The 23,509-nt window shown below is 42.8% G+C and carries 22 protein-coding genes and 1 pseudogene; 11 read left to right on the forward strand and 12 right to left on the reverse strand.

The window, feature by feature from the left end; all coding sequences use genetic code 11:
* Positions 1–23: 23 nt before the first annotated feature.
* On the reverse strand, positions 24–494 hold the full coding sequence (locus tag VS868_RS01295) for a DinB family protein (RefSeq protein WP_345598942.1): 471 nt from the start codon (positions 492–494) through the stop codon (positions 24–26).
* A gap of 101 nt (positions 495–595) precedes the next feature.
* On the opposite strand from VS868_RS01295, the gene VS868_RS01300 reads away from it, so the two are divergent.
* Complete coding sequence (locus tag VS868_RS01300) at positions 596–1,264, forward strand: hypothetical protein (protein WP_345598943.1); 669 nt, start codon at positions 596–598, stop codon at positions 1,262–1,264.
* A gap of 156 nt (positions 1,265–1,420) precedes the next feature.
* On the opposite strand, the gene VS868_RS01305 is transcribed toward VS868_RS01300, so the two are convergent.
* On the reverse strand, positions 1,421–1,600 hold the full coding sequence (locus VS868_RS01305) for a CAL67264 family membrane protein (protein ID WP_266070940.1): 180 nt from the start codon (positions 1,598–1,600) through the stop codon (positions 1,421–1,423).
* 216 nt (positions 1,601–1,816) lie between these two features.
* On the opposite strand from VS868_RS01305, the gene VS868_RS01310 reads away from it, so the two are divergent.
* The 3 genes from VS868_RS01310 (at position 1,817) to VS868_RS01320 (ending at position 6,731) form a co-directional block, all read left to right on the forward strand.
* Entirely contained in the window at positions 1,817–3,445 is a 1,629-nt protein-coding gene (locus VS868_RS01310; protein ID WP_345598944.1) for a carboxyl transferase domain-containing protein, read from the forward strand.
* A gap of 12 nt (positions 3,446–3,457) precedes the next feature.
* Positions 3,458–5,101: a M1 family metallopeptidase gene (locus VS868_RS01315; RefSeq protein ID WP_345598945.1), complete on the forward strand. Its 1,644-nt coding sequence runs from the start codon at positions 3,458–3,460 to the stop codon at positions 5,099–5,101.
* 97 nt (positions 5,102–5,198) lie between these two features.
* Positions 5,199–6,731 carry an IS1182 family transposase gene (locus tag VS868_RS01320; protein ID WP_345596777.1) on the forward strand — a complete coding sequence of 511 codons (1,533 nt, stop codon included), beginning with the start codon at positions 5,199–5,201 and terminating at the stop codon, positions 6,729–6,731.
* A gap of 196 nt (positions 6,732–6,927) precedes the next feature.
* Here the strand turns inward: VS868_RS01320 and VS868_RS01325 are convergent, their stop codons facing one another.
* From VS868_RS01325 to holA, 6 genes are all read right to left on the reverse strand, one after another.
* On the reverse strand, positions 6,928–8,031 hold the full coding sequence (locus tag VS868_RS01325) for an AMP-binding protein (RefSeq protein WP_306419800.1): 1,104 nt from the start codon (positions 8,029–8,031) through the stop codon (positions 6,928–6,930).
* Positions 8,032–8,082: 51 nt separating this feature from the next.
* Complete coding sequence (locus VS868_RS01330) at positions 8,083–9,027, reverse strand: CPBP family intramembrane glutamic endopeptidase (protein ID WP_345598946.1); 945 nt, start codon at positions 9,025–9,027, stop codon at positions 8,083–8,085.
* Between the two features lie 8 nt (positions 9,028–9,035).
* A complete protein-coding gene (locus VS868_RS01335) occupies positions 9,036–10,070 on the reverse strand; it encodes an o-succinylbenzoate synthase (protein ID WP_345598947.1) in 1,035 nt (344 codons plus the stop codon).
* Positions 10,071–10,079: 9 nt separating this feature from the next.
* The gene (locus VS868_RS01340) at positions 10,080–10,760 is read right to left on the reverse strand and encodes a metal-dependent hydrolase (RefSeq protein WP_345598948.1); all 681 of its coding nucleotides are present in this window, start codon (positions 10,758–10,760) and stop codon (positions 10,080–10,082) included.
* A gap of 70 nt (positions 10,761–10,830) precedes the next feature.
* The gene (gene menA / locus VS868_RS01345; RefSeq protein WP_266070934.1) at positions 10,831–11,733 is read right to left on the reverse strand and encodes a 1,4-dihydroxy-2-naphthoate octaprenyltransferase; all 903 of its coding nucleotides are present in this window, start codon (positions 11,731–11,733) and stop codon (positions 10,831–10,833) included.
* 1 nt (position 11,734) lies between these two features.
* Positions 11,735–12,739, reverse strand: a complete 1,005-nt coding sequence (gene holA, locus VS868_RS01350; protein ID WP_266070933.1) for a DNA polymerase III subunit delta — start codon at positions 12,737–12,739, stop codon at positions 11,735–11,737.
* Positions 12,740–12,799: 60 nt separating this feature from the next.
* Between holA and VS868_RS01355 the strand changes: the two genes are divergently transcribed.
* From VS868_RS01355 to VS868_RS01370, 4 genes are all read left to right on the forward strand, one after another.
* Positions 12,800–13,243, forward strand: a complete 444-nt coding sequence (locus VS868_RS01355; protein ID WP_345598949.1) for a type I restriction enzyme HsdR N-terminal domain-containing protein — start codon at positions 12,800–12,802, stop codon at positions 13,241–13,243.
* A 61-nt stretch (positions 13,244–13,304) separates the two neighbouring features.
* Positions 13,305–14,297 (forward strand): glycosyltransferase family 2 protein, encoded by a 993-nt coding sequence (locus VS868_RS01360; RefSeq protein ID WP_266070931.1) that lies wholly within the window; start codon positions 13,305–13,307, stop codon positions 14,295–14,297.
* A 90-nt stretch (positions 14,298–14,387) separates the two neighbouring features.
* Positions 14,388–15,221, forward strand: a complete 834-nt coding sequence (locus VS868_RS01365) for an OmpA family protein (RefSeq protein WP_266070930.1) — start codon at positions 14,388–14,390, stop codon at positions 15,219–15,221.
* Positions 15,222–15,360: 139 nt separating this feature from the next.
* Complete coding sequence (locus VS868_RS01370) at positions 15,361–16,485, forward strand: hypothetical protein (RefSeq protein WP_266070929.1); 1,125 nt, start codon at positions 15,361–15,363, stop codon at positions 16,483–16,485.
* Between the two features lie 106 nt (positions 16,486–16,591).
* On the opposite strand, the gene VS868_RS01375 is transcribed toward VS868_RS01370, so the two are convergent.
* From VS868_RS01375 to VS868_RS01385, 3 genes are all read right to left on the reverse strand, one after another.
* On the reverse strand, positions 16,592–17,212 hold the full coding sequence (locus tag VS868_RS01375; protein WP_266070928.1) for an L-threonylcarbamoyladenylate synthase: 621 nt from the start codon (positions 17,210–17,212) through the stop codon (positions 16,592–16,594).
* A gap of 70 nt (positions 17,213–17,282) precedes the next feature.
* Positions 17,283–17,495 carry a DUF2945 domain-containing protein gene (locus VS868_RS01380; RefSeq protein ID WP_266070927.1) on the reverse strand — a complete coding sequence of 71 codons (213 nt, stop codon included), beginning with the start codon at positions 17,493–17,495 and terminating at the stop codon, positions 17,283–17,285.
* Between the two features lie 60 nt (positions 17,496–17,555).
* A complete protein-coding gene (locus VS868_RS01385) occupies positions 17,556–19,880 on the reverse strand; it encodes a UvrD-helicase domain-containing protein (RefSeq protein WP_345598950.1) in 2,325 nt (774 codons plus the stop codon).
* A gap of 184 nt (positions 19,881–20,064) precedes the next feature.
* Here VS868_RS01385 and VS868_RS01390 point away from each other — a divergent pair.
* The 3 genes and pseudogenes from VS868_RS01390 to VS868_RS01400 all read left to right on the forward strand — a co-directional run bounded on the left by VS868_RS01390 (position 20,065) and on the right by VS868_RS01400 (position 22,833).
* A pseudogene (locus tag VS868_RS01390) lies at positions 20,065–21,684 on the forward strand (FMN-binding glutamate synthase family protein).
* 7 nt (positions 21,685–21,691) lie between these two features.
* The gene (locus tag VS868_RS01395) at positions 21,692–22,213 is read left to right on the forward strand and encodes a hypothetical protein (RefSeq protein WP_345598951.1); all 522 of its coding nucleotides are present in this window, start codon (positions 21,692–21,694) and stop codon (positions 22,211–22,213) included.
* 116 nt (positions 22,214–22,329) lie between these two features.
* Positions 22,330–22,833, forward strand: coding sequence for a rhodanese-like domain-containing protein (locus tag VS868_RS01400; RefSeq protein WP_345598952.1), 504 nt, complete (start codon positions 22,330–22,332; stop codon positions 22,831–22,833).
* Here the strand turns inward: VS868_RS01400 and VS868_RS01405 are convergent, their stop codons facing one another.
* Positions 22,834–23,331, reverse strand: a complete 498-nt coding sequence (locus VS868_RS01405) for a VOC family protein (protein WP_345598953.1) — start codon at positions 23,329–23,331, stop codon at positions 22,834–22,836.
* Positions 23,332–23,509 lie beyond the last annotated feature (178 nt).

Consider the following 23,509-nt stretch of genomic DNA (forward strand, 5'->3'; position numbering starts at 1 on the left):
TTTAAGGCTGCATCAGAATAATTTCAGGAGGAATGAAGTCCCAGGTGTCTTAAGATAATTAAAAGTTGCCCGCTGTGATAAGCGGTATGTTCAATGACCAGTAGAATCTCCCTGAAAAGCGTATGGTTTCCGCCGGAAGGTACTGTATCCATAAGATCTTTTTCTTCGGAAAGTATAAGTTCCCCTAGCTCATCCCTCTCCTTAAAATAAGCGTCTACCAACTCCTTCCAGGCATTTTCATCATCGGGAGAAGATTTCTCTGGCCAGTAATCCTTAGGCCATTGGGGTGCCTTATAATCAGTTTGTGTACAATAGTCTAGAATATCTTTCTGCGTAAAACGAATATGAGAGAAGATCTCAAAGAATGAATAAGGAAGATCTGCAGGCCTTTTCCCCAGTTCCAAAAAGGGTATTTTTTCAATCATCTTATCTATCGGCATAAAAGCTTCGCCACCTTTTAAATGCTTTACCAAACTTTCTTTCAAATTATCCATAGGCTTAATTGAAATTCAATTTCCTTAAAATTACTTATTTATGGGTATTGCAGCCTCATTTTTAATGAGATATCTTTCGGTTATAACATAATATTAGCGTCATGAAAATATTCACCACCACCCCGCTCTTCTTTTTAGCCCTGGCTACTTTGCTGTTAAACACCGGTTTTATACAGGCACAGGAGCAGCTTCCGGAACAAAGGGATTATAAGGTAAGACCCATACGCCTGGGTGTAAAAATTGGATTTCCAAACATGGTGGGCGGAAATGTAGAATACGTAACGCCGCTTTTAAACGACAAGGTTTCTGTAATCCTGGATTATTCGACCATTGAATCTGACTGGTTTTTATCTGAAGATGAATCTGGGGACACCGAAACTACCGATCTTAGTTACTCCTATATTGAAGGCGGAATAAATTATTATATTTTTAAAGCGGGCAAAGGCCTTTATGCCGGGGTGAGCTATGGCCAAATGAAGTTTGAAGGCCAGACAGATGTCAATGAAGACGGCATGGATGGCACCGGGTATATTGATTACGACCACAGTTCTTTCAACATTAAATTAGGCGCAAAACTGGGCGGCCTGTTCTATTTTCGGCCAGAAATTGGCTATGCCTTCTCCTCTCTTCCCAAAACCATAGATTACCAGGTGAGGTATCCCGATGGCACCACAGAGAGGGATATTTACGATTTTGAAGAAGAGTTAGCTTCGGCAGATATACTTTTTAAAGGCTTAATTGCCAATATTGGTTTCGGCTTTTCCTTTTAATTTAGGCACACAGCCCTGCAACACCAAACTAATTGCTTCTGAAGGTTCATTCAAAAAGGACAGGATGAATCTTCAGTTTAAAAAGTTATAGTTTGATCAATTTTGTTTTTTGTTCCCGGATCTCTTCAGAAAAAATCCCGGACATAAATACTATTTTTAAACCCTTCCTTTTAAAGCATTAAAAGCCCAGGACATTACAAAGAAGCCAATCCCTACGGTAGAAAAACCTATAGCCTGATCCTGGTACTTGAGCACCCCCAGCAAAACCAAAGCTATACCTATAAGGAGCATGCAAAATGATGCCCATCCAAAAATCGTGTTCTTATTCATTCCCATCTTGTGCAGCGAGTAATTAGTTTTATGGCAGTCATTGCCAAAAGGCCGTAAAAGTAGTATTGTAAAATGACCTCTTCTATGACAAAGATCGCATTTTTATATGTTTTTATAAGGATTTTTAGTTGCAGGGTTTTTGTATTTTAGCGACCATTGATAAATCTACACAGCTTTTTAGAGGGGTAGAGTGATAACCACAACGACTTTTAGATCTTATAAATGGATATTGAATTCAACAAGAACGAAGACCACAACAAATTATTAGTATCAGAGCTTAAGCGGCGCCTCAAAGAGGTAAAGTTGGGCGGCGGCGAAAAACGCATTGCAAAACATCACGCCAAAGGCAAAATGACCGCCCGTGAACGCGTAGATTATTTGCTTGACAATTCCCAGAAAGCTATTGAAATAGGAGCATTTGCAGGAGACGGAATGTACACGGAACACGGCGGCTGCCCAAGTGGCGGCGTGGTGGTGAAGATTGGGAAGATCTCGGGCAAACAATGTATCGTGGTGGCAAATGATGCCACGGTAAAAGCCGGTGCCTGGTTTCCCATTACCGCAAAGAAGAACCTGCGAGCCCAGGAAATCTCTATTGAAAACCGACTGCCCATCATTTACCTTGTAGATTCGGCCGGGGTTTACCTCCCTATGCAGGATGAGATCTTTCCCGATAAAGAACACTTCGGAAGGGTCTTTAGAAACAACGCTATAATGAGCAGCATGGGCATCACGCAAATTTCTGCCGTGATGGGAAGTTGCGTTGCCGGAGGGGCTTACCTGCCAATTATGAGTGATGAAGCCCTTATTGTTGACAAAACCGGAAGCATTTTCCTGGCCGGTAGTTACCTCGTCAAAGCCGCTATTGGCGAATCTATCGACAACGAAACCCTGGGCGGTGCCACTACCCACAGCGAAATTAGCGGCGTTACCGATTATAAATCTAAAGATGATAAAGATGCCCTTGATACTATTAAAGGGCTTATAGATAAGATTGGGGATAATGACAAGGCCGGGTACAACCGCAAGGACCCGGTAAAGCCGGAAAAAGATCCGCAGGATATTTACGGAATCCTTCCCAAGCAGCGCAACGAACAGTACGACATGCGGGAGATCATTGCCAGGCTGGTAGACAATTCTGAAATCCAGGAATACAAAGAAGGCTACGGGCAAACCATCATCACCGCCTACGCCCGAATTGATGGGTGGGCCGTTGGTATCGTGGCCAATCAGCGTAAGATTGTCAAAAGTGCCAAAAAAGAGATGCAGTTTGGCGGCGTAATATATTCCGATTCGGCCGATAAAGCTACCCGGTTCATAGCCAATTGTAATCAGAAGAAAATTCCGTTGGTATTTCTTCAGGATGTGACCGGCTTTATGGTGGGCAGCAAGAGTGAACATGGCGGTATTATCAAAGACGGGGCAAAAATGGTAAATGCGGTAAGTAATTCGGTAGTACCAAAGTTTACAGTCATTATTGGAAATTCCTACGGGGCCGGTAACTACGCCATGTGCGGTAAGGCCTATGACCCACGCCTCATTTTCGCCTGGCCCAGTGCCGAACTCGCTGTTATGGGCGGTACCCAGGCGGCAAAAGTACTGGCGCAGATAGAAACTGCGGCCCTCGAGAAAAAAGGGGAAAAAGTAGACGCCGAAAAGGAGAAAAAAGTGTTCGACGAGATCAAAGCCAGGTATGACAGGCAGACTTCAGCATATTACGCTGCGGCCCACTTGTGGACCGATGCTGTGATAGATCCTCTCGAAACCAGGAAATGGCTCTCTACAGGAATTGAAGCAGCCAATAATGCTCCTATCGAAAAAGATTTTAACCTGGGTGTGATCCAGACTTAATACCTCTCAAAAATGCGATTTTTCACCTCCATTATTTTTGTTTTAATTCTTGCAGCTACTCCTCTACAGGGCCAGGTGCTCACCAATAAATCTCAGTTTACCGAAGCCGATACGCTGCGTGGTTCTTTGAGGGCCGAGAGAGAATACAATGTACTCAAATACAACCTGCAAGTAAAGGTGGTGCCCGAAGAAAAGTTCATTTCGGGGTATAACGGCATCAGCTTTAAGGCCGAAGAAGATCTGCCCGTAATGCAGGTGGACCTCTTCAGGAATATGAGGGTTGACTCTATTATCTTCCGCGGAAAAAGAATGGATTTTAAACGGCGCCACAATGCCGTTTTTATCGATTTGGTGCCACAGGTAGAAAAAAATGCGATAGACTCTGTTCTTTTTTACTACTCCGGAAATCCGATAGTTGCCAAAAATGCCCCGTGGGACGGCGGATTTGTATTTGAAAAAGACCAGCAGGGCAATCCATGGATCGCGGTTGCGGTGCAGGGGACGGGAGCAAGCCTCTGGTATCCTAATAAAGATCACCAAAGCGACGAACCCGAAGAAGCCCTTATTGGAATCGCTGTTCCCAACGATCTTATGAACGTTTCTAACGGTCGCTTCCTCGGAAAAGAAATCCTGGATGACGGTTATACCCGCTGGAACTGGAAGGTGAACAACCCCATCAACAACTACAACATTGTGGTGAATATTGGCAACTATGTTCATTTTAAAGACAGGTTCCGCCATCTGGACCTGGATTATTACGTGTTGCCTTACAACCTCGAAAAAGCCAAAAAGCAGTTTGAAGAAGTGAAGTTTATGATGAACTGCTTCTATGAAAAATTTGGGGCCTATCCTTTTGAAGAAGACGGGTTTAAACTGGTGGAAACGCCTTACCTGGGTATGGAACACCAAAGCGCCGTGGCCTATGGCAACCAATATCAAATGGGTTATTTGGGCAGGGATCTAAGCGGCACAGGCGTGGGCTTAAAATGGGATTTTATCATCATTCATGAATCTGGCCACGAGTGGTTTGGAAACAGCATTACAGCCAAAGATATCGCCGATATGTGGATACATGAAGGCTTCACCACTTATTCTGAAGCGGTTTACATTGAGTGCCGCTGGGGAAAACAGGAAGCTCTCAACTACCTTAAAGGTATAAGGAACAACATTGCCAACAGCACAAAGATCATCGGTACATATGGCGTGAACAGTGAAGGATCGGGAGACATGTATTACAAAGGCGCTAACCTGCTAAACACTATTAGAAGCATCTACAATGATGATGATTTGTGGTGGAAAACCTTAAAAGATTATACCGAAGCCAATCGCCATAAGATCATTACTACCCAAACCACCGAAGATTTCTTTAATGCTGCCATAAAGTATGACCTGCAGCCGGTATTCGATCAATACCTGAGGCACGCTGCATTACCCGAACTGCAGTTTAAGCAGGAAAAAGGCAGCATTCTCTACAAATGGAAAGCCGATGTTGAAGGATTTGATATGCCTGTAGATGTAACTATTGAAGGAAAAGAGCTTCGCCTCTATCCTACGGAAAAATGGCAAAAGCTCGAACAGCAGGTGAATTCTCCTGAAGCAGTACAGGTGCAGGAAGATGAGTTCTACATTAAACGTCAAAACCTGAAGCAGGCTTAAAAATGCCATTTTTGACACTTCAGTAAAAACAAAATGAGGCTGTCTGAAAAGGCAGTCTTTTTTTGTATAAAAAGGTGGAGCTGCTTATTTTTAAAGTATGAGCAGAAAAGTAGTTTTTAAGACTTATCATCAGAACCAACTAAGTCTTATTCCCCCAAGCTATGATGATCTGGTTCCGAAAAATCACCCTGTCCGGATTGTCAATACCATTGTAGATCATTTAGATATTAGCGCTCTTGCGAAGAGCTATAAAGGAGGAGGCACCTCCAGCTATCATCCACGGATGCTTCTAAAGGTGGTGATCTATTCTTACCTGAGAAACATTTATTCCTCAAGAAAAATTGAACAGGCACTACAGGAGAATGTTCATTTTATGTGGCTTAGCGGACAAAGCAAGCCAGATCATAACACCATCAATGATTTCAGAGGCAAAAGATTAAAGGGTAAGTTTAAAAACATCTTCAATCAGGTAGTTGTATTACTGGCTGAACAGGGAGTGCTATCTCTCAAAGAACTCTACGTAGATGGCACCAAAATAGAGGCCAATGCCAATCGCCATACCTTTGTATGGGGCAAATCCATCAAGACCAGTAAAGAGCGAATTAAGAAACAGCTCAAGGAACTCTGGGCCTATGTTGAGAAGGTTTATGCGGAAGAACAGATGCTTCCTAACCAGCCCGACTTTGAAGAGATCGATCCTGAAAAAGTAGCACAGACCATTGATACTATCAATCAGGCTTTGCAGGATAAAGAGGTAGATAAAAAGGTCAGACAAAAGCTAAACTATGCCAAAAAAAACTGGCCGAAAAACCTGGAGAAGTACACTGAACAGGAAGCTATCCTGGGGAAGAGAAACAGCTACAGTAAAACAGATCCCGATGCCACCTTTATGCGCATGAAGGATGATTATATGCAAAACGGACAGTTAAAGCCGGGATATAATTTACAAGCCTCTACCAACAACCAGTTTATCACCAACTACACCCTTGCTCAAACTACTGCTGATACTACTACTTTAAAAGAGCACCTTAAAGATCATATCGAATCCTACGGTCAAACTCCTGAAACACTTACCGCTGATGCGGGCTATGGTAGCGAAGAAAACTATACAGACTTAGAAGACAAGAACATTACTGCTTTTGTAAAATACAATTACTTCCATAAAGAGCAGCGGGATAAAAAGTACAGGGAAAACCCGTTTCATCCCGACAACTTCTTTTACAATCCAGAAACAGATACTTATTACTGTCCCATGGGGCAGGCGATGAGAAAAACTCATACCTACGAAGGGAAAACCAAAAATGGTTTTATTCAGCAAATCCCCCGCTACCAGGCCCAGAACTGTCAGGGATGTCCTTTGCGGGGTAGCTGTTATAAAGCCAAGGGAAACAGGATCATTGAACGCAACCACAACCTGATCCGCCTGAAAGAGAAAGCAAAAAAACTACTGCTTAGCGACGAAGGAATAGCTCATCGTAAGCGCAGGTGTTGGGATGTAGAGGCCGTCTTCGGAAATATTAAACAAAATATGGGCTTCAAACGGTTTATGCTCCGGGGTATGGAGAAAGTAACCACCGAAATAGGGTTAATAGCGATGGCACACAATTTAAAGAAGTTCAATATAGTCTAGAGGGGGCTATATAACCAACTTTTTCAATGCTCACTACAACGTGAAAAAGGAAAAACCCTCCTTGAAAATCTTATCATGAAAAAAGGCCACCTAAAAATTACTTTTTAGACGACCTCATTTTATTTCAAACCTTGCTCTTTCCTCTATGCTAAAACTTCAGAGGAAATTGGAAAACTTTATTACTTCCGAAGTAAGACTAGTTCATCCGGCTCTTAAGGGTGTTGGCCCTGTGGATCTTTCCGTTTGCAGTTTCTTCGAATTTTTCGACGAAATAGATCTTTTTGGGTATTTCATACTTCCCTAACTTCCTGCAGGCTTTGATCTCCCTTTCAAGATTGTTTAAAGCCACTTCCGAAAACTGACTTTCCACCATCAAAACCAGTTTCTCACCAAGTGCCGCATCGGGCAGGGAGGTGATAAAAAACCTGTGGGCAATGATTGGTGCCAGCTTCACTTCTATCTCTTCAGGATGTAATTTCACCCCTCCCGAATTGATCAGGTTGTCTATTCTGCCTTTCCAGATAAAGCTGTTTTCAGAAACAATTTCCACCACGTCATTAGTAACAAGTGTTTCATCGTTTAATTGTGGGGCTTCAATAACCAGGCAGCTCCTGTCATCAACATCTATCTTGACATTGGGCAACGTAGAAAAAGGCAGCGGATCTTCCATCTTTTTCTCCTTTACATTGATGTGACGGGCTGCAATATGAGAAACTGTTTCGGTCATACCATAAGTTTCATAGACCTCGGTATTGATTCCCTGCACAAGGTTACGCAGGTTCCCCGATACGGCTCCGCCACCCACGATCAGTTTTTTGATGAGGTGTAGCCGGCTAAGAGAATTATCAAGCTGGAAGGGCGTCATGGCACAAAAATCATAGGTCTTAAAAATGCGGTCCAGAGGGTTTGCTTTTGGCAGCTCAAGATCAAGCTTCCAACCCAGCAGCATGGCCCTGACCAGCATCATTTTTCCGGCAATGAAATTCACAGGAAGACAATGCAATGCAGTAGTGCGCGGCCCCAGTTCAAAATATTTTCCCGTGGCCCGGGCACTGTTGATCATTTGCTGTTTTTTAATAGGAATTCTCTTAGGAGGCCCTGTAGAACCCGAGGTTTTTACCTCGATATATTCTTTATCATTAACCCAGTCTAGCAGAAAATTACCTGCCTGGCCCTCATAGGGCTCCCCTTCCTTGATAAGACTATAGGCTACCGCAGCCAGTTCTTCATTGTTGTAGTGAAGCCCGTTAAGCCTGAATTCGGGATGAGTTTCGGGTAAGCTGAATTTTGTTTGCATCATTTCGTCATATTTAACGATCAAAGGCTAAAGTTAACGAATTGTTCAGAAATACTAAATTTCTTCAGGGTACTTTATAGGTTCCGGCCGATTTACTTTTCCGAAGAGGCGTTCCTTCCAGTTGGTCCAGCGATATGTCCGCGCCATTAAAAACAGGAAAATTGGATACACAATAAGGATTGGCAGAAGAATATCAAGCCCCGCCTCGGGGTTAGAAACATCCTTTAAAACCGAATTGGTTTCAAATGCCGTCCAGTCGGCAGTTACCAGCAGTGCACCTACCAGGTTGTTCCCGGCATGAAAGCCCAGCGCCAGCTCCATCCCTTCATCCATAAGGGTCATAATACCGAGTAGAAATCCGGTGCCAATGTAGTACACCATAATAATGTAACCAAGCTTCTCCACTTCGGGGTTGAACAGGTGAAGGCTTCCGAAGATCACAGAGGTAATGACCAGAGGCACCCATCTGTTTCCCGCCAGCACTCCAATTCCCTGCATAATATATCCCCTAAAGAGATATTCTTCAAAGCTGGTTTGCAGGGGCACCATGATAAGGGCAATGGCTGCGAGGATAAGGAAAGGCACCGTTTTAAAATTCCACAGGTAATCTTCGGGCTGCATATTATAGTCTATAAGCGTGGTAACAACTGTGAAAACAGCCACAATGCTAAATCCGAAGAAAAACCTGCCCCAGTCCACTTTTTTACGAGAAGTAGTAGCGTCTTTAATACTTTGGGCATGCAGGTATTTCACCACAAAAAGCAGGGCAGCGAGGCCCACAGCAAAAGAAAGAAGCAACAAAAAGAAATTGAGATTTGAATCGAGCACCCTCATCCACTCTTCCTGCGAAAGCGTAAGCACATCCGGGCCTGCCTCCAAAATCACGGCACCAAACCAGGGTAAAGCCCCAAAGAGCTGCCAGCCCAAAAAGATGATCACTAACCCTATTACATAGCGCCACCATTCAGTTTTGCCCTTATATGCCTGTTGTATAAACATTTTTTCTTTTATAGATTAAAATTCCAGCTTTTGTTGGGGCGATACCATAATATTCCGTTCTCAACTTCGAGAGGAGCTTCAAAATTATTGGTGTACAAACCTCCTGTGCCAAGCCCCTGCGGCATAGGATTGTTAAGATTGTAAGTGTATTGTGCAATAGCATTAAGCCCTACATTACTTTCAAGAGCACTGGTAACCCACCAGCCAATGCCGAGTTCACGGCTAAGCTCAATCCACTCATCTGTTCCCCGAATCCCGCCAATGAGACTGGGCTTAAAAATTGCATATTGAGGCCTGATTTTTTCCAGCAGTTCCCTCTTTTGCAAAAGACCGGTTACCCCAATCAATTCTTCATCAAGGGCAACAGGCAAAGGCGTTTTCTCACACAGCGCGGCCATTTCTTCGGGCTGACCTTGTTTTATGGGTTGTTCTATACTGTGGAGTTCCAGATCGCTGAGACGCTTCAGTTTTTCTAATGCTTCGGAAGGTTTAAAAGCTCCATTCGCATCTACTCTTACTTCCATTTCTTCCGAAGTAAATTCACGCCTGATGAAGCTGAGCAATTTCATTTCAGTTTCAAAATCTATAGCACCTATCTTCAGCTTAATGCATTTGAAGCCGCCCCTGATCTTTTCAACTATTTGCTCTTTCATATACTGCTCCTCCCCCATCCAAACGAGTCCGTTGATAGAAATGGGCGCCTTTCCGGAAGTAAATTCTGAAGGAAATAATAGAAAGGGATCTTGCGCCGCTAACGATCTAAAGGCCATTTCTACCCCAAACTGTATGCTTGGAAATTCCCGAAGTTCTTCCCATAGCTTGTTTTCACCCAGCTGGATGTTTTCGCACACCCACTTCAGCTTTTCTTCATAACCCGGGCGATCGTCGTAACTAAGGCTTCTTAAAATACCGCACTCTCCAATTCCGGTCTTTCCGTTTTGCTTCAGAATAATAAACCAGGTTTCCTTTTGCGTAAGAACGCCCCGCGAAGTACCGCTGGGGCGTTTAAAATTCAGGATATACTTATAATAATTTGCCTGCACTTATTTTGTTTAAAGTTCTATACTTTCCCCTGTCTCAAGCAACATAAGGTCTTTCCCTTTTTCATAGAATTTCCTTTTCGCCTCTTCATGATCAATTTCAATATATCCAAAAGTGTCATAGTGACAACCCAGCACTTTATCACACTGCACAAAATCGCTGGCTATAATGGCATCATCTACACCCATGGTGAAATTATCGCCAATAGGCAGAATGGCCAGGTCTAGTTTGGTGTGCATGGGGATAAGTTTCATATCCATAGTAAGGGCAGTGTCGCCCGCGATGTAAATATTCTTGTGTTCCCCTTCAATGACAAATCCGCCGGGCTGGCCGCCGTAACTACCATCGGGAAAGGAGCTGGTATGAATGGCGTTCACGTATTTCACCGTTCCAAATTCAAAGTTCCATTTACCACCGTGGTTAAGCGGGTGTACTTCCAGACCTTTATTTTCGTAATGAGTGGCTATTTCAAAATTACTGATGATCACCGCGCCGGTTCGTTTGGCAATGGCTTCAGCATCTAGCGTATGATCCTGATGCGCATGGGTTAACAGGATATAATCTGCCTTTAGATCATCAATATTCACCTTTCCCTTCACCTTCTCATTACCCGAGATAAAAGGATCTATTAAAAGGTGAACACCCTTAACTTCTATTGCAAATGTGCTGTGTGCGTAGTGAGTAATTTTCATAATATTATATTTTCAAAACAAAATACAAAATCCTGCCTTAAAGGCCTTCCAAAAATGCCATTTTTGACACCTATAATATTTGTCCCAGCCCAAAAAGAACAGCCAGTAAGAAAGTGCCTAAGGCTAGTTTCTTAAGTTCGGGATCGAGGAGAACGGGATTCTTGTTCTCCATGATCCTCTTTAAGTGAAACAAAAGTGGCACAAAAGCAAAGAGATACAGGAGATCATCTATTCCTGTAAACGAGAAAGCCGAGTAGAGGATCATAGAGGAAAAAGCCGCCAGCAGAAGAAAATAATGGTATTGTTTTGCCTGGGCCTCTCCCAGTTTAACTACTAAGGTGTTCTTTCCTGCTTTAGCATCGGCAGCGCGATCGCGCATATTGTTAAGGTTGAGCACCCCGGCACTTAAGAATCCAATAGTGGCAGCCGGTAAAAATACCCGCCAGTCCCATTCCATAGTATAAAGAAAATAGCTACCATAAACCGCAACAAGTCCGAAGAACACGAACACAAACACGTCTCCCAGACCCCTGTAACCATAAGCCGAATCTCCCACGGTATACTTCACTGCTGCAGCTATAGCGCCTATTCCCAGGACCAAAAACACCAGTCCGTAGAACAGGCTACGGGTGCCAAAGGCCAGATAAATAAGCGTAACGGCAAAAAAGAAAGTGATGATGCCGGTAACGATCATTCCCCAAAACATTTCATCCCGGGTTATCATTCCGCTTTGAAGTGCACGTTGCGGGCCTACCCTGTCTTCATTGTCTGTTCCTTTTACAAAATCTCCATAGTCATTGGCGAAGTTGGAGAGAATCTGCAGGCCCAGCGTGGTGGCCAAAGCCAGTGCAAAGATCACGCTATTAAACTCATTTTGCGCTACAGCTATAGAACTTCCCACCAAAATTCCTGAAATTGATAGCGGCAGCGTTCTGAGCCTCGCTGCACTTACCCAGGTATCTAAATTCGCCATATTAATTGATAATTTTGAAAAGTAATTCTTTTAAAAGATCGCCCTGTGGCACATTGGCAGCTCCTACTCCCTTGCTTTTCACATCGGCGTCACGCAAGTAGGAAATAATACTGCTTACCTTCTTCATGTTGTAATTACGGGCAGCGGTAACATAGTCTTTCACAAAAAAACGGTTGACCTTTAATGCCCTGGCCACATTGTTTTCAGACTGGTCTTTAAGGGCATGGTACTGCTGCAGCTGCACAAAGAAGCTGAACAACATTCCCACCGTCATCACCATAGGATGGTCTTTCTCATTCTGTGAAAAGTAATTGATAATGCGGTGCGCCTTCAGGTTGTCTTTACTGCCAATAGCCTTTCGCAGCTCAAAAATATTGAAATCTTTACTTATCCCTATATTCTCCTCTATAACTTCAGGAGTTATAGTGCTCCCTTTTGGAGTTATAAGCTGAAGTTTCTTTAGCTCATTATCAATCTTATCTAACTGGTTACCTAAAAATTCGAGGAGCATTTGCGCTGCCTTTGGCGCCATTTGGTAACCGCGGCTATGCATTTCTGCCTGTATCCAGTCTACAACCTGGTTCTCATACAATCTCTTGTTCTCATAGATCACGCCGGTTTTGGCTATTGCCTTGTGCAGCTTTTTGCGCTTATCAAGCTTTTTATACTTGTAATTGAAAACCAAAACGGTTGTGGGTTGCGGGTTTTCGGCATAAGGCAGGAGTTGCTCTATGGTGCGCGAAAGATCCTGGGCTTCTTTTACGATAATTACCTGCCGTTCGGCCATCATGGGATAACGTTTGGCGTTGCCAATAATTTCATCTACAGTCACATCGCGCCCGTAAAGCACCATCTGGTTAAAGCCCTTTTCTTCTTCGGGCAAAACATGGTCTTCAATGTAATCTGAAATCTTATCAATAAAATACGGCTCTTCTCCCGTTAAAAAATAGATAGGTTTAATATCCCCTTTTTTAATGGCAGTCACTATATTTTTTACGTCATCCATAAAGCTGGTTTTGGGGAGGGACTAAAAGAAGTTTCTTCTGAAAAAATCCTACTTTTGAGCATGCATACACTTAACTTCCCCCGGTACTCATTTCGGCTCAAAAATAGCGAAAATAAAATAGCTGTTTTTGATGAGCTTCGGAAAAAATTTGTTTTGCTTACGCCCGAAGAATGGGTGCGCCAACACGTGGTGCAATTTCTTCTTCAGGAAAAGAAATTTCCAAAGAGCCTGCTCAATGTAGAAAAGCAAGTGAAGCTCCACGATCTTATAAAAAGGTATGATGTACTGGCCTATAAACCCAATGGTGATATTCACCTGGTGGTAGAATGCAAGGCAGCCTCTGTTCCTATTACACAAGGCACTTTTGACCAGATTGCACGTTATAACCTGGCCCTACAGGCAGATTACCTGATGGTGACCAACGGACTTCAGCATTATTTTTGTCAGCTTGATTATGTAGCCGAGCAATACCACTTTCTCCCAGACCTCCCGGAATGGGGCTAGAAAATGCCATTTTTGACACCCTGTAATGCATCAACCTTATAATTTACTTTAATTTGCACCTGTGAAAGTAGCAGTGATCATTCTTAACTGGAACGGAAAAGCTTTATTGCAGCAGTTCTTACCTTCGGTGGTACAAAATTCTCCTGAAGCTATCATTTATGTAGCCGATAATGCCTCTACCGATGATTCGGTACCTTTTCTTCGGAAGAATTTTCCGCAGGTAAAGATCATTCAGAATAAAATAAACGGCGGATTTGCTAAAGGCTATAACGACGCCCTTCAAGACCTGCAGGAAGACATTTTTGTGCTTTTGAACAGCGATGTAGAGGTGACTGAAGGATGGTTACAGCCATTAATACAAGAAATGGAGCAGGATAAGAAGGTTGCAGCACTCCAGCCAAAGATCCTCAATTACCGGAAAAAAACCCATTTTGAATATGCCGGGGCTGCAGGCGGCTATATTGATGCCATGGGTTATCCCTACTGCCGGGGCCGCATTTTTGAAACCCTTGAAGAAGACCATGGGCAGTACGATGATACCAAAGAGATCTTTTGGGCCACAGGCGCCTGTATGATGATACGCAAAAATGCCTTTTTTGAGGCGGGAGGTTTTGACGAAGATTTCTTTGCGCACCAGGAAGAAATAGATCTTTGCTGGCGCCTTTACAACAGCGGGCTAAAGGTAAAAGCAGTGGGAGCGTCAAAGGTTTACCATCTTGGAGGAGGCACTTTAAATGCCATGCACCCGCGCAAGACTTTTTTAAATTTTAGGAACAGCCTCTTCACAGTGCTAAAAAATGCGCCAAAAGACAAGGTATTTATCATCATTTTTCTACGGTTACTTTTGGATGGGCTGGCAGGTGTAAAATTCTTAATTGAGCTAAAACCCTCACATTCAGCAGCCATTATAAGAGCACATTTTCAGTTTTACCGGCATGCAGGAAAAATGTGGAAAAAAAGGAAACCTTCTCCAAAAAAGACAAAATATTATAACAATATCTCCGTTGTATTCGCATATTACCTACAGGGAAGGAAGGAATTTAAGAGAGTTTAAATTATTTTAATTATGTTCTGTTTAAATTTCGGAATGACCTTAGATTTTGTATTTTTGAAACGTTAACATTTAATCACACAATTAAGAATTATGAAAAAATTCATGCTTTTATCGGCAACTGCTGCGCTCCTTTTTTCTTCATGCGTTTCACAGAAGAAATATGCCGAGCTTGAAGCTCAACAAAAGGAGACTCAGGACAAGTTGAACACAGCCACGGTTAAACTTAACTCCTGTTTGGATGAAAAAGATCGATTGAACCAACAAATTAGTCAGTTGAGCAACCAAAATACTGCTTTATTGAACAACGTTGGAGATCTTGCCACCTTATCAAAGAAAGAAGCCGAAAATCTTGAACGCTCTTTAGAAAGTATCAAAGAAAAAGATATGAAGATTCAGCGTATGCAGGATGCGATCACTAAAAAAGATTCTGTAACACTTGCTTTGGTTACCAGCCTTAAAGGTGTTCTTGGAAACATGAGTGATGACGATATCCAGATCAATGTTGAAAAAGGAGTAGTTTATGTTTCTATTTCTGACAAACTTCTTTTCGAAAGCGGAAAATACAATGTATCTGACCGTGCTAAAGAAGTACTTGGAAAAGTAGCCACTGTTGTGAAAAACCGTCCAGAAATTGAATTTATGGTTGAAGGTCACACAGATGACAAGTCAATTAGAAACGCAGTACTTCAGGACAACTGGGATCTTTCTGTAAAAAGAGCTACTTCTGTAGTACGTGTACTTCAGGAAGAGTTTGGTGTTCAGCCACAAAGAATGACCGCTGCGGGTAGAAGTTACTACGTTCCTGTAGCTTCAAACGAAACTGCTGAAGGTAGAGCCAAGAACAGAAGAACCCGTATCGTGATTCTTCCAAAACTTGATCAATTCTACAACCTTATTGAAGAAGGAATGCAGACTGCTAAATAAGCAAGCTCAAATATTCTTTAAAACCCGGCTATAGGCCGGGTTTTTTATTTTTAACAAATTAATCTTCAGTAAATTACACTTAAAATAATATTTTTTTATTAGCTTCAGCACCTAATAAAAATCAAACTAAACTAAAATTATGCTGAAAAATTTCAACAAGATTGCCATGGTTACCCTGTGCGCCGGGCTTATTAGTATTTCGTGTGAAAAAGAAAACGAAGTAGAAGAAATTATGAATGTAGATGCTGCAGGCGTGAACGCAGTACAGTCGGCACGAACGCTAAGTGCAAACGCTACACTCAATCCAGAATTCAATGTAGACCCTGTTACTTATGCAGGTCACAATTTAAGGAATGAAGTATTTAAAATGGATGCTGTAGCGCCATCTGAATGTGCACCCACAGCTTTTAATCAGGAAATTAATAAGGTGATCCAGCCCTTCTATTCAGATCCGCTGGCGTTGACCTACTACTCCCTCTACCTTGACCTGAGCTTCTACATGGCGTACCTTGATACTTCTGAACAGTACTATGGAGATGAAGGTCAATACACCAATTTTGTAAAGAAGAGAATTCGTGACCTGGAGAAGTTTTGGGGAATACAAGGCGAGATTAGAGTAAACGGGCAACATACTGCCAGCTTGAACGATCGTGAAAAACTGGCCGATCTATACATGATTGTTGGCGCTAACGTTGAAACCAGAGAAGATGCATACGCAATTGCTGATCAACTCCTGGCTATTAATGAAGCATCACCTGTTCTTCCTGAAAGTCCATATTTTGCCATGGACGGATTCGCTACAACAGGAGACCTTATTGTGATTGGAGATGGAATAACGTCAGTTCTTGCCAATACAGGGATTGATGAAGGTATTGTATGGACCGGGATTTTAGCTCATGAGTGGGCGCACGAGATTCAGTTTGACAATTATACTGAATGGTATCCTAACGGTGCAGACGAAGACCCGGCAGCAGCCACCCGTCTTACCGAACTGGAAGCCGACTTTTTAGCTGCTTACTACATGACGCATAAAAGAGGTGCTACTTACAACTGGAAGAGAGTGGAGCAATTCTTTGAGCTATTTTTCAATATTGGAGACTGCAGCTTTGCCAGCAGCGGCCACCACGGTACGCCACTTCAAAGAATGGAAGCAGCCCGCCTGGGGTATGAACTGGCAACCAGCGCACAAAAGAAAGGGCATATCCTTTCTCAACAAGAGGCGCACGAAGCTTTCATCGCCGTGTTTGGAGATATTTTTGAATAAGAAGAAAAACCTTTTGACCTAATTCAAAAGAGGCTGTCTTACAAAGACAGCCTCTTTTTTGTTTTATTATACTCAATAGAAATATTATTGAGAAATAGGATTTCTATTATAATATTTCCAGGCTTCCCTTGCCTTCCCTAATCACTTCCGGTTCGGGGGTAGTGAGATCAATTACTGTAGAGGGTACATTATCACCGTATCCGCCATCTACCACTATTTCTACATGCTTATCCCATTTTTCAAGGATGAGTTCAGGATCTGTGGTGTACTCCAGCACCTCATCATCGTCACGAATGGAAGTAGACACTATCGGGTTACCAAGACCTCCTACAAGCGCTCTACAAATATTATTATCGGGTATACGAATACCTACAGTCTTCTTCTTTCTAAAGACCGAGGGTAAATTATTGTTCCCCGGCAGAATAAAAGTATAAGGCCCGGGCAGGTTTCTCTTGAGTATTTTAAAGGTTTGGTTATCTATTTGCCTCACATAATCAGAAAGGTTGCTCAAATTTTCACAGATAAAAGAAAAATTGGCCTTTTCAAGTTTTACACCCCTAAGCTGGGCTATGCGTTCAAGGGCTGCATTATTGGTGATATCACATCCCAAACCGTATACCGTATCTGTAGGATAAATGATTAAAGCACCGTCTCTTAAAGCTTCTACTACTCTCTTTACTTCTTTTGGATTGGGGTTCTCTTCGTAGATCCTGATTAATTCTGCCATAGTTCTTCTGATTTAAATGCTTCAAAAATTACAAAAAATCAGCGCCTTTTAGTAAGAGTTTTAGAGAAATTTAGTCATTTCTTTCTACCTCACTTTCAAGTTTGAGAACTTCATTCCCATTTTCCTGCTGAATATACAAGGCTTTATTTTCGGGGCTTCCTTTACGGGTTACCTTTGTTCCTTTAATGGTGTGTGTAACTTCATGATCAAAAGTATTCTTCACTTTTCCCTGGGCGGTTCCTTTACCCCACTTCCACTTTACTGCTGTACCTTCTCTTATCATTTTTTATTTAAAAATAAGAACAAGAATACACCTAAACCAAAGAATAACAATTACTTAACCTTAATTGAGTAATTTGAGCTTAGCAAACTTTAGGAGTAGTTTTTTTATCCCCCCTGTTTCAAAGTCGATTTCTGCTTTTTTATCCTGCCCTGCCCCTTCTATACTCAACACTTTTCCTTTACCAAAACGCATATGCTCTACTTCGTCACCCGCCATAAGTTTGATCACTTCTCCTGCAGAAGCCGTATTGCCGGGGGAAGTTGCAGGTCGCAGCTTCCTCAGTTTTTGAAGTTGTTCTTCTGTAGGTTTATGTGATGGTGGCGGAGTGCCGCTTGAAGGTTTGGTTTGACGGAATTTACTTTTATCTACCTCCCCAAAAATGTCGGTATCAATAAGAGGTTTGTACTTATAATCGTCCTGCGGAATCATAAAATCCAGGTACTTATCATCTATTTCTTCAATGAACCTGCTGGGCTCGGCATCTACGAGTTTTCCCCAGCGGTACCTCGATTGGGTGTAAGTAAGAAAAGCTTTTTTCTCGGCCCTGGTAAGAGCCACATAAAAAAGCCGGCGTTCTTCTTCCAGTTCGCTACGGGTACTCATACTCATAGCCGAAGGGAATAGATCTTCTTCCATCCCTACAATGTATACAAACGGGAACTCCAGGCCTTTAGCCAAATGTATGGTCATTAGGGCAACACGATCGTCATCGCCCGAGTCTTTATCCATATCGGTAGCCAGCGCAACATCTTCAAGAAATTCGGTAAGGGAACCGGTGACATCGGCCAGTTCTTTTTGCTCTTCAACAAAATCCCTTATCCCGTTAAGCAATTCCTCGATGTTCTCAATTTTCGCAATACCTTCGGGCGTACCATCTTTCTTCAATTCCTGTAAAAGCCCCGTCTTTTTCGCAACAGTTTCAGCAATGGTGAAAGCATCGGCAGTTTCATTCATGATCTGGAAGCTTTTGACCATATTGATGAAATTCTCCAGCTTATTTTTGGTACCTCTGTTGATCTTCAGGTCAATCCTGTCCAGATTTTCAATGATCTCGTAGATCGACCTTTTGTAGTGATTGGCAGCAATGGTAAGCCTGTCTATAGTTGTTTGCCCAATTCCCCTTGCCGGGTAATTGATCACCCGTTTTAGCGCTTCCTCATCTTTAGGGTTGATCACCAGCCTGAGATAGGACAGTACATCTTTAATTTCTTTACGCTGGTAAAAAGAGAGTCCGCCATAAATACGGTAAGGAATATCTTTTTTCCGAAGGGCATCTTCCATGGCCCGGCTTTGTGCGTTTGTTCGGTAAAGAATCGCGAAATCACCATTTTTCATTTGGTGCTCCATCCGGTTCTCAAAAATAGATCCTGCCACAAACCTTCCTTCTTCCCCATCGGTGAGCAGGCGGTTTACAACGATCCTTGGCCCGTCTTCATTAGCCGTCCATACCACTTTTTCAAGTCGGGTCTTGTTTTTTTCAATGATGGAGTTGGCTGCTTCAACTATGTTCTTGGAAGAACGGTAATTCTGTTCCAGCCGGTACATTTGTACATTGTCATAATCCTTCTGAAAGTTGAGAATATTGTTGATGTTAGCGCCACGGAAGGCATAGATACTTTGCGCATCATCACCTACCACGCATATATTCTGAAATTTATCTGAAAGCGCTTTAACAATAAGGTACTGGGAGTGGTTGGTATCCTGGTACTCGTCTACCAGAATATACCTGAAGCGATTCTGGTACTTCTGAAGCACCTCGGGGAAACGATTGAGCAGCTCATTTGTTTTAAGCAATAAATCATCAAAGTCCATCGCTCCTGCCTTAAAACAGCGGTCTACATATTCCCTGTAAATTTCACCCAGCCTTGGTTTTTTCGACATGGCATCGGCTTCCATCAATTCAGGATTCTGAAAATATGCCTTTACGGTAATGAGACTGTTCTTATAAGACGAAATACGGGAATAGACCTGCTTGTACTTGTACACATCTTTATCGAGCCCCATCTCCTTAATAATAGCCGATATGAGACGCTGGGAATCCTGGGTGTCATAAATACTAAAATTGGAAGGGTATCCCAATTTATCGGCCTCAAACCTGAGCATCTTGGCAAAGATGGAGTGAAAAGTACCCATCCAGAGATTTTTGGCCTCGCTGTTCCCAACAATTTTTGCAATTCGGGTTTTCATTTCCCGCGCTGCCTTATTGGTAAAAGTTAATGAAAGGATATTGAAGGCATCAACTCCTTTACTCATAAGATAAGCAATCCGATAGGTAAGTACCCGCGTCTTCCCAGATCCCGCACCTGCAATAACAATCATAGCTCCATCCTTCTGTAATACAGGAGCTCGCTGGGCATCATTTAATTCGGCTAAATAAGATTCCAATAGTAACTTCTTTTAAGGGGTGAAAATAGCTAAAATGAGGCAAAATAAGAACCCTCCTACTATATCTTTTTGGCTTTAACTGAAAGCTCCAAAAAACTATTTTACGAATATTTTAAAACAATATATTTTGGAGGAGCAGCTATATAAGCTAACTTTTGATTTTTTAGGAATTAAAGCGGTTTGTATGGATAATATTTTCGATTTACTGGGAAATATCTCCTGGTGGATGTGGCTCCTCATTTTTGTTGTGCTGGTAGTAATTTATGACGTTTTCATAAATAAGAAGCATATCATTCTCCATAATTTCCCCTTGGTAGGACATTTCAGGTACATGCTCGAAAGTATTGGCCCCGAATTGCGGCAGTACATTGTGGCGGGAAACAGGGAAGAACTCCCGTTCAATCGAATTGAGCGCGGCTGGGTGTATGCATCTTCCAAAAATGTCAATAATTATGAAGGTTTTGGGACAGATCAGGACATCAATGAAGTGAATTACATCTTTATAAACAATGCCGTAATTCCTTAATACATGCCCCATAAGCACGTTAACCGGGAAGATCCTTATTTTGTGGCTTGTGCAAAAGTAATGGGTGAGTTTCACAAACGACGTCGACCATTTCGGCCTGCATCGGTAATTAACGTTTCGGCAATGAGCTTTGGCTCTCTTTCTGCCAAAGCAATAGAATCTTTGAATCTTGGGTGCAAAAAAGCCTACGCTTATCACAACACCGGCGAAGGAGGTTTGTCTCCTTACCACAAAAAAGGGGCAGATATCGTTTTCCAGGTAGGAACAGGATATTTTGGAATTCGAAATGAAGACGGCGGTTTTTCGATGGAAAAACTGGTAAAGCTTGTTAAAGAATATCCCAGTATAAGAGCTATAGAAATCAAACTCTCCCAGGGTGCCAAACCCGGGAAAGGAGGAGTGCTGCCCGCATCCAAAATTACCAGGGAGATATCCGAAATTAGGCACGTGCCCATGGGCAAAGATGTACTCTCACCGCCGGCTCACAGCACTTTTAGCAACATGCAGGAGCTGGTAGACTGGATAGAAGAAATTGCGAAAGAAACAGGCCTGCCGGTGGGAATAAAAGCCGCTATTGGGAAACTCGATGAATGGCGGGAGCTGGCGAGTATCATGGCCGAAACCCACCGCGGACCCGACTTTATTTCCATTGATGGCGGTGAGGGTGGAACCGGGGCGGCCCCACCAAGTTTTGCCGATCATGTGGCCCTGCCCTGGATTTACGGCTTCACCGATGTTTATAAGATCTTCCAGGCAAGAGATCTCGCCAATCACATTGTATTTATTGGCAGTGGTAAACTCGGTTTTCCTGCTAAAGCGGCCATGGCTTTTGCAATGGGTGTAGATTGTATTAATGTTGCCCGCGAAGCCATGCTAAGCGTGGGCTGTATACAGGCGCAATCCTGCCATACCAACACCTGCCCAACGGGCGTGGCAACGCAAAACCGCTGGCTACAAGCCGGTATCAACGTGAAAGACAAATCGGAAAGGGTGAATTATTATTTCAACAATTTCAGGAAGGAACTTCTGGAGATCACCCATGCCTGCGGATACGAACACCCCTGCCAGTTCACGATGGATGATGTAGAAATTAACCTGGGAGACAGGTTTATCGCAAAAACTTTAGCCGAAACTTTCATGTACAACAAGACAAAAGTTCCATTTGATTCTGTTGCTACTTTGGCAGGATGTCCTAACTTAGGGGGCTCGTACAGAAAAGGTAAAGAAACCGATGTGAAAGAGGTAGAAACTGAAGACACCTCGGTAGCCGATCAATAGTTGACCAATGACAGAAGATTCCATTTTAGAGCTGCTGTTCTACATTTTACCGGCAGTGGTTGTGGGCGTGATTGCCTTCTATTTTTTTAACCTGCACACCCGCAATGAAGAGAGGCGGCGGCGGTATTTACTTCACAAAGAAGCACAAAAACAGGCGCTGCCTTTACGGCTACAGGCCTATGAAAGAATGGCCCTTTTCCTGGAACGCATTGCCCCGGGAAATCTTCTTGTAAGGATCAAACCTGCAGGAGATGACAAAGAAGCTTATTTAACGCTTCTCATAAAAGCTATTGAACAGGAATTTGAGCACAACCTGGCACAACAAATTTATATTTCTGACGAATGCTGGAACGTTATCAAAGCGTCTAAAAATGCAACGATAAACAACATCCGAAAAGTTGCAGGACGGGAAGAGGTCACTACCGCAAATGAACTGCGACAGCAAGTTGTAAATTCCCTTATCGATCAACAGCCACCTAGCGAAACCGGCCTGGCTTACATCAAAAATGAAGTAAAAAACCTGTGGTAATTATTTCCGGATTTTCAAATTCAAAATAAAGGCCTAACATGCCGTTCAAAACCCAAACGCCCCGACTAAATTTTCTATAAATTCTGAATTCTTTTTTCTTCGGATACAAAAAAATTATGATCAACAAATACTTCTATTCCGCCATTTGCCTGATTACCTTATTAACTTCAGCCTGTAAAAACGAAACTCAGGAATCTGCAGTTGAAGATAATGAGGTTGTAGAAAATTATGCTGAAGAAGCAAAACCTGAAATTCGGCAGGAACCCTGGTCTCAACAGCAACTTCTGGAACCTTCAGAGCTCGTGCAAATCCTCGAAAATTCCGAAGATAGCCTGATCATTTTTAGCCTGGGTGCCGGAGGAATAATTCCCGGGTCTAAAGACACAGGACCTTCCGGAGAAAAAGAAAGCCTCAACAACCTGAGACAGGAACTGGAAACACTGCCAAAAGACAGCAATATTCTCATTTACTGTGGTTGTTGTCCTTTTAATATTTGTCCCAACGTTCGGCCTGCTTTTGCACTGCTCAACGAAATGGATTTCACCAATCATCAACTGCTCAACCTGCGCGAGAATATAAAAGTAGACTGGATAGACAAAGGTTACCCGGTAGGAAATTAACTATTTAAGCTCGGCCAGCAATTGGTCAAGGTGCAAAGCCCTGGTGTACATTTCAAGAGAGCCGTCTTTTGTGTACGGCCACTGCTCCCTTGGGCGATCGTAATAAAGTTCTACGCCGTTACCATCGGGATCATTGAGGTACAGGGCTTCAGACACGCCGTGATCGGCCGCCCCTGTTAAAGGATATTCGGCATCAAGAAGCCTTTGCAGTACCTGTGCTAGCTCTTTTCTATGCTCATAAACTATAGCGGTGTGGTACAGGCCCACTCCCCTTTTTGAGGCTTCGGGCGCTCCTTTACTGTGCCAGGTATTGAGGCCAATATGGTGATGGTAACCGCCAGCCGATAAAAATGCAGCTGCATCGCCCATACGCTGCGTCACTTCAAATCCTAGCAGCCCGTTATAAAATAACAGAGCCCGTTCAAGATCTGAAACCTTGAGATGAACGTGGCCTATCCTTGTTGAAGCAGGTACCTTATAGTCTTCATTATTTGCCATCCTTTTTTATTTTTCTACAGCCGAATAAAATATATTCTATTCTTCGTGCCGCTCCATACTTCAGCTTATAAGCTTGCGGGATTTTTTTCTGAAATCAAGATAAGATACAAAAGTAAGGAGTAAGGTCTTTCTAAAAGAATCATAAAACGCTCACCTCTCAAAAATGGTAAATAAATGA

This window comes from Salinimicrobium sp. 3283s (assembly GCF_039602225.1).
Lineage (GTDB): Bacteria > Bacteroidota > Bacteroidia > Flavobacteriales > Flavobacteriaceae > Salinimicrobium > Salinimicrobium profundisediminis.

Coding starts and splice junctions, on each gene's coding strand:
- VS868_RS01295 (WP_345598942.1), bottom strand. CDS start 494: ATGGATAATTTGAAAGAAAGTTTGGTAAAGCATTTAAAAGGTGGCGAA.
- VS868_RS01300 (WP_345598943.1), top strand. CDS start 596: ATGAAAATATTCACCACCACCCCGCTCTTCTTTTTAGCCCTGGCTACT.
- VS868_RS01305 (WP_266070940.1), bottom strand. CDS start 1,600: ATGGGAATGAATAAGAACACGATTTTTGGATGGGCATCATTTTGCATG.
- VS868_RS01310 (WP_345598944.1), top strand. CDS start 1,817: ATGGATATTGAATTCAACAAGAACGAAGACCACAACAAATTATTAGTA.
- VS868_RS01315 (WP_345598945.1), top strand. CDS start 3,458: ATGCGATTTTTCACCTCCATTATTTTTGTTTTAATTCTTGCAGCTACT.
- VS868_RS01320 (WP_345596777.1), top strand. CDS start 5,199: ATGAGCAGAAAAGTAGTTTTTAAGACTTATCATCAGAACCAACTAAGT.
- VS868_RS01325 (WP_306419800.1), bottom strand. CDS start 8,031: ATGATGCAAACAAAATTCAGCTTACCCGAAACTCATCCCGAATTCAGG.
- VS868_RS01330 (WP_345598946.1), bottom strand. CDS start 9,027: ATGTTTATACAACAGGCATATAAGGGCAAAACTGAATGGTGGCGCTAT.
- VS868_RS01340 (WP_345598948.1), bottom strand. CDS start 10,760: ATGAAAATTACTCACTACGCACACAGCACATTTGCAATAGAAGTTAAG.
- menA (WP_266070934.1), bottom strand. CDS start 11,733: ATGGCGAATTTAGATACCTGGGTAAGTGCAGCGAGGCTCAGAACGCTG.
- holA (WP_266070933.1), bottom strand. CDS start 12,739: ATGGATGACGTAAAAAATATAGTGACTGCCATTAAAAAAGGGGATATT.
- VS868_RS01355 (WP_345598949.1), top strand. CDS start 12,800: ATGCATACACTTAACTTCCCCCGGTACTCATTTCGGCTCAAAAATAGC.
- VS868_RS01365 (WP_266070930.1), top strand. CDS start 14,388: ATGAAAAAATTCATGCTTTTATCGGCAACTGCTGCGCTCCTTTTTTCT.
- VS868_RS01370 (WP_266070929.1), top strand. CDS start 15,361: ATGCTGAAAAATTTCAACAAGATTGCCATGGTTACCCTGTGCGCCGGG.
- VS868_RS01375 (WP_266070928.1), bottom strand. CDS start 17,212: ATGGCAGAATTAATCAGGATCTACGAAGAGAACCCCAATCCAAAAGAA.
- VS868_RS01380 (WP_266070927.1), bottom strand. CDS start 17,495: ATGATAAGAGAAGGTACAGCAGTAAAGTGGAAGTGGGGTAAAGGAACC.
- VS868_RS01395 (WP_345598951.1), top strand. CDS start 21,692: ATGACAGAAGATTCCATTTTAGAGCTGCTGTTCTACATTTTACCGGCA.
- VS868_RS01400 (WP_345598952.1), top strand. CDS start 22,330: ATGATCAACAAATACTTCTATTCCGCCATTTGCCTGATTACCTTATTA.
- VS868_RS01405 (WP_345598953.1), bottom strand. CDS start 23,331: ATGGCAAATAATGAAGACTATAAGGTACCTGCTTCAACAAGGATAGGC.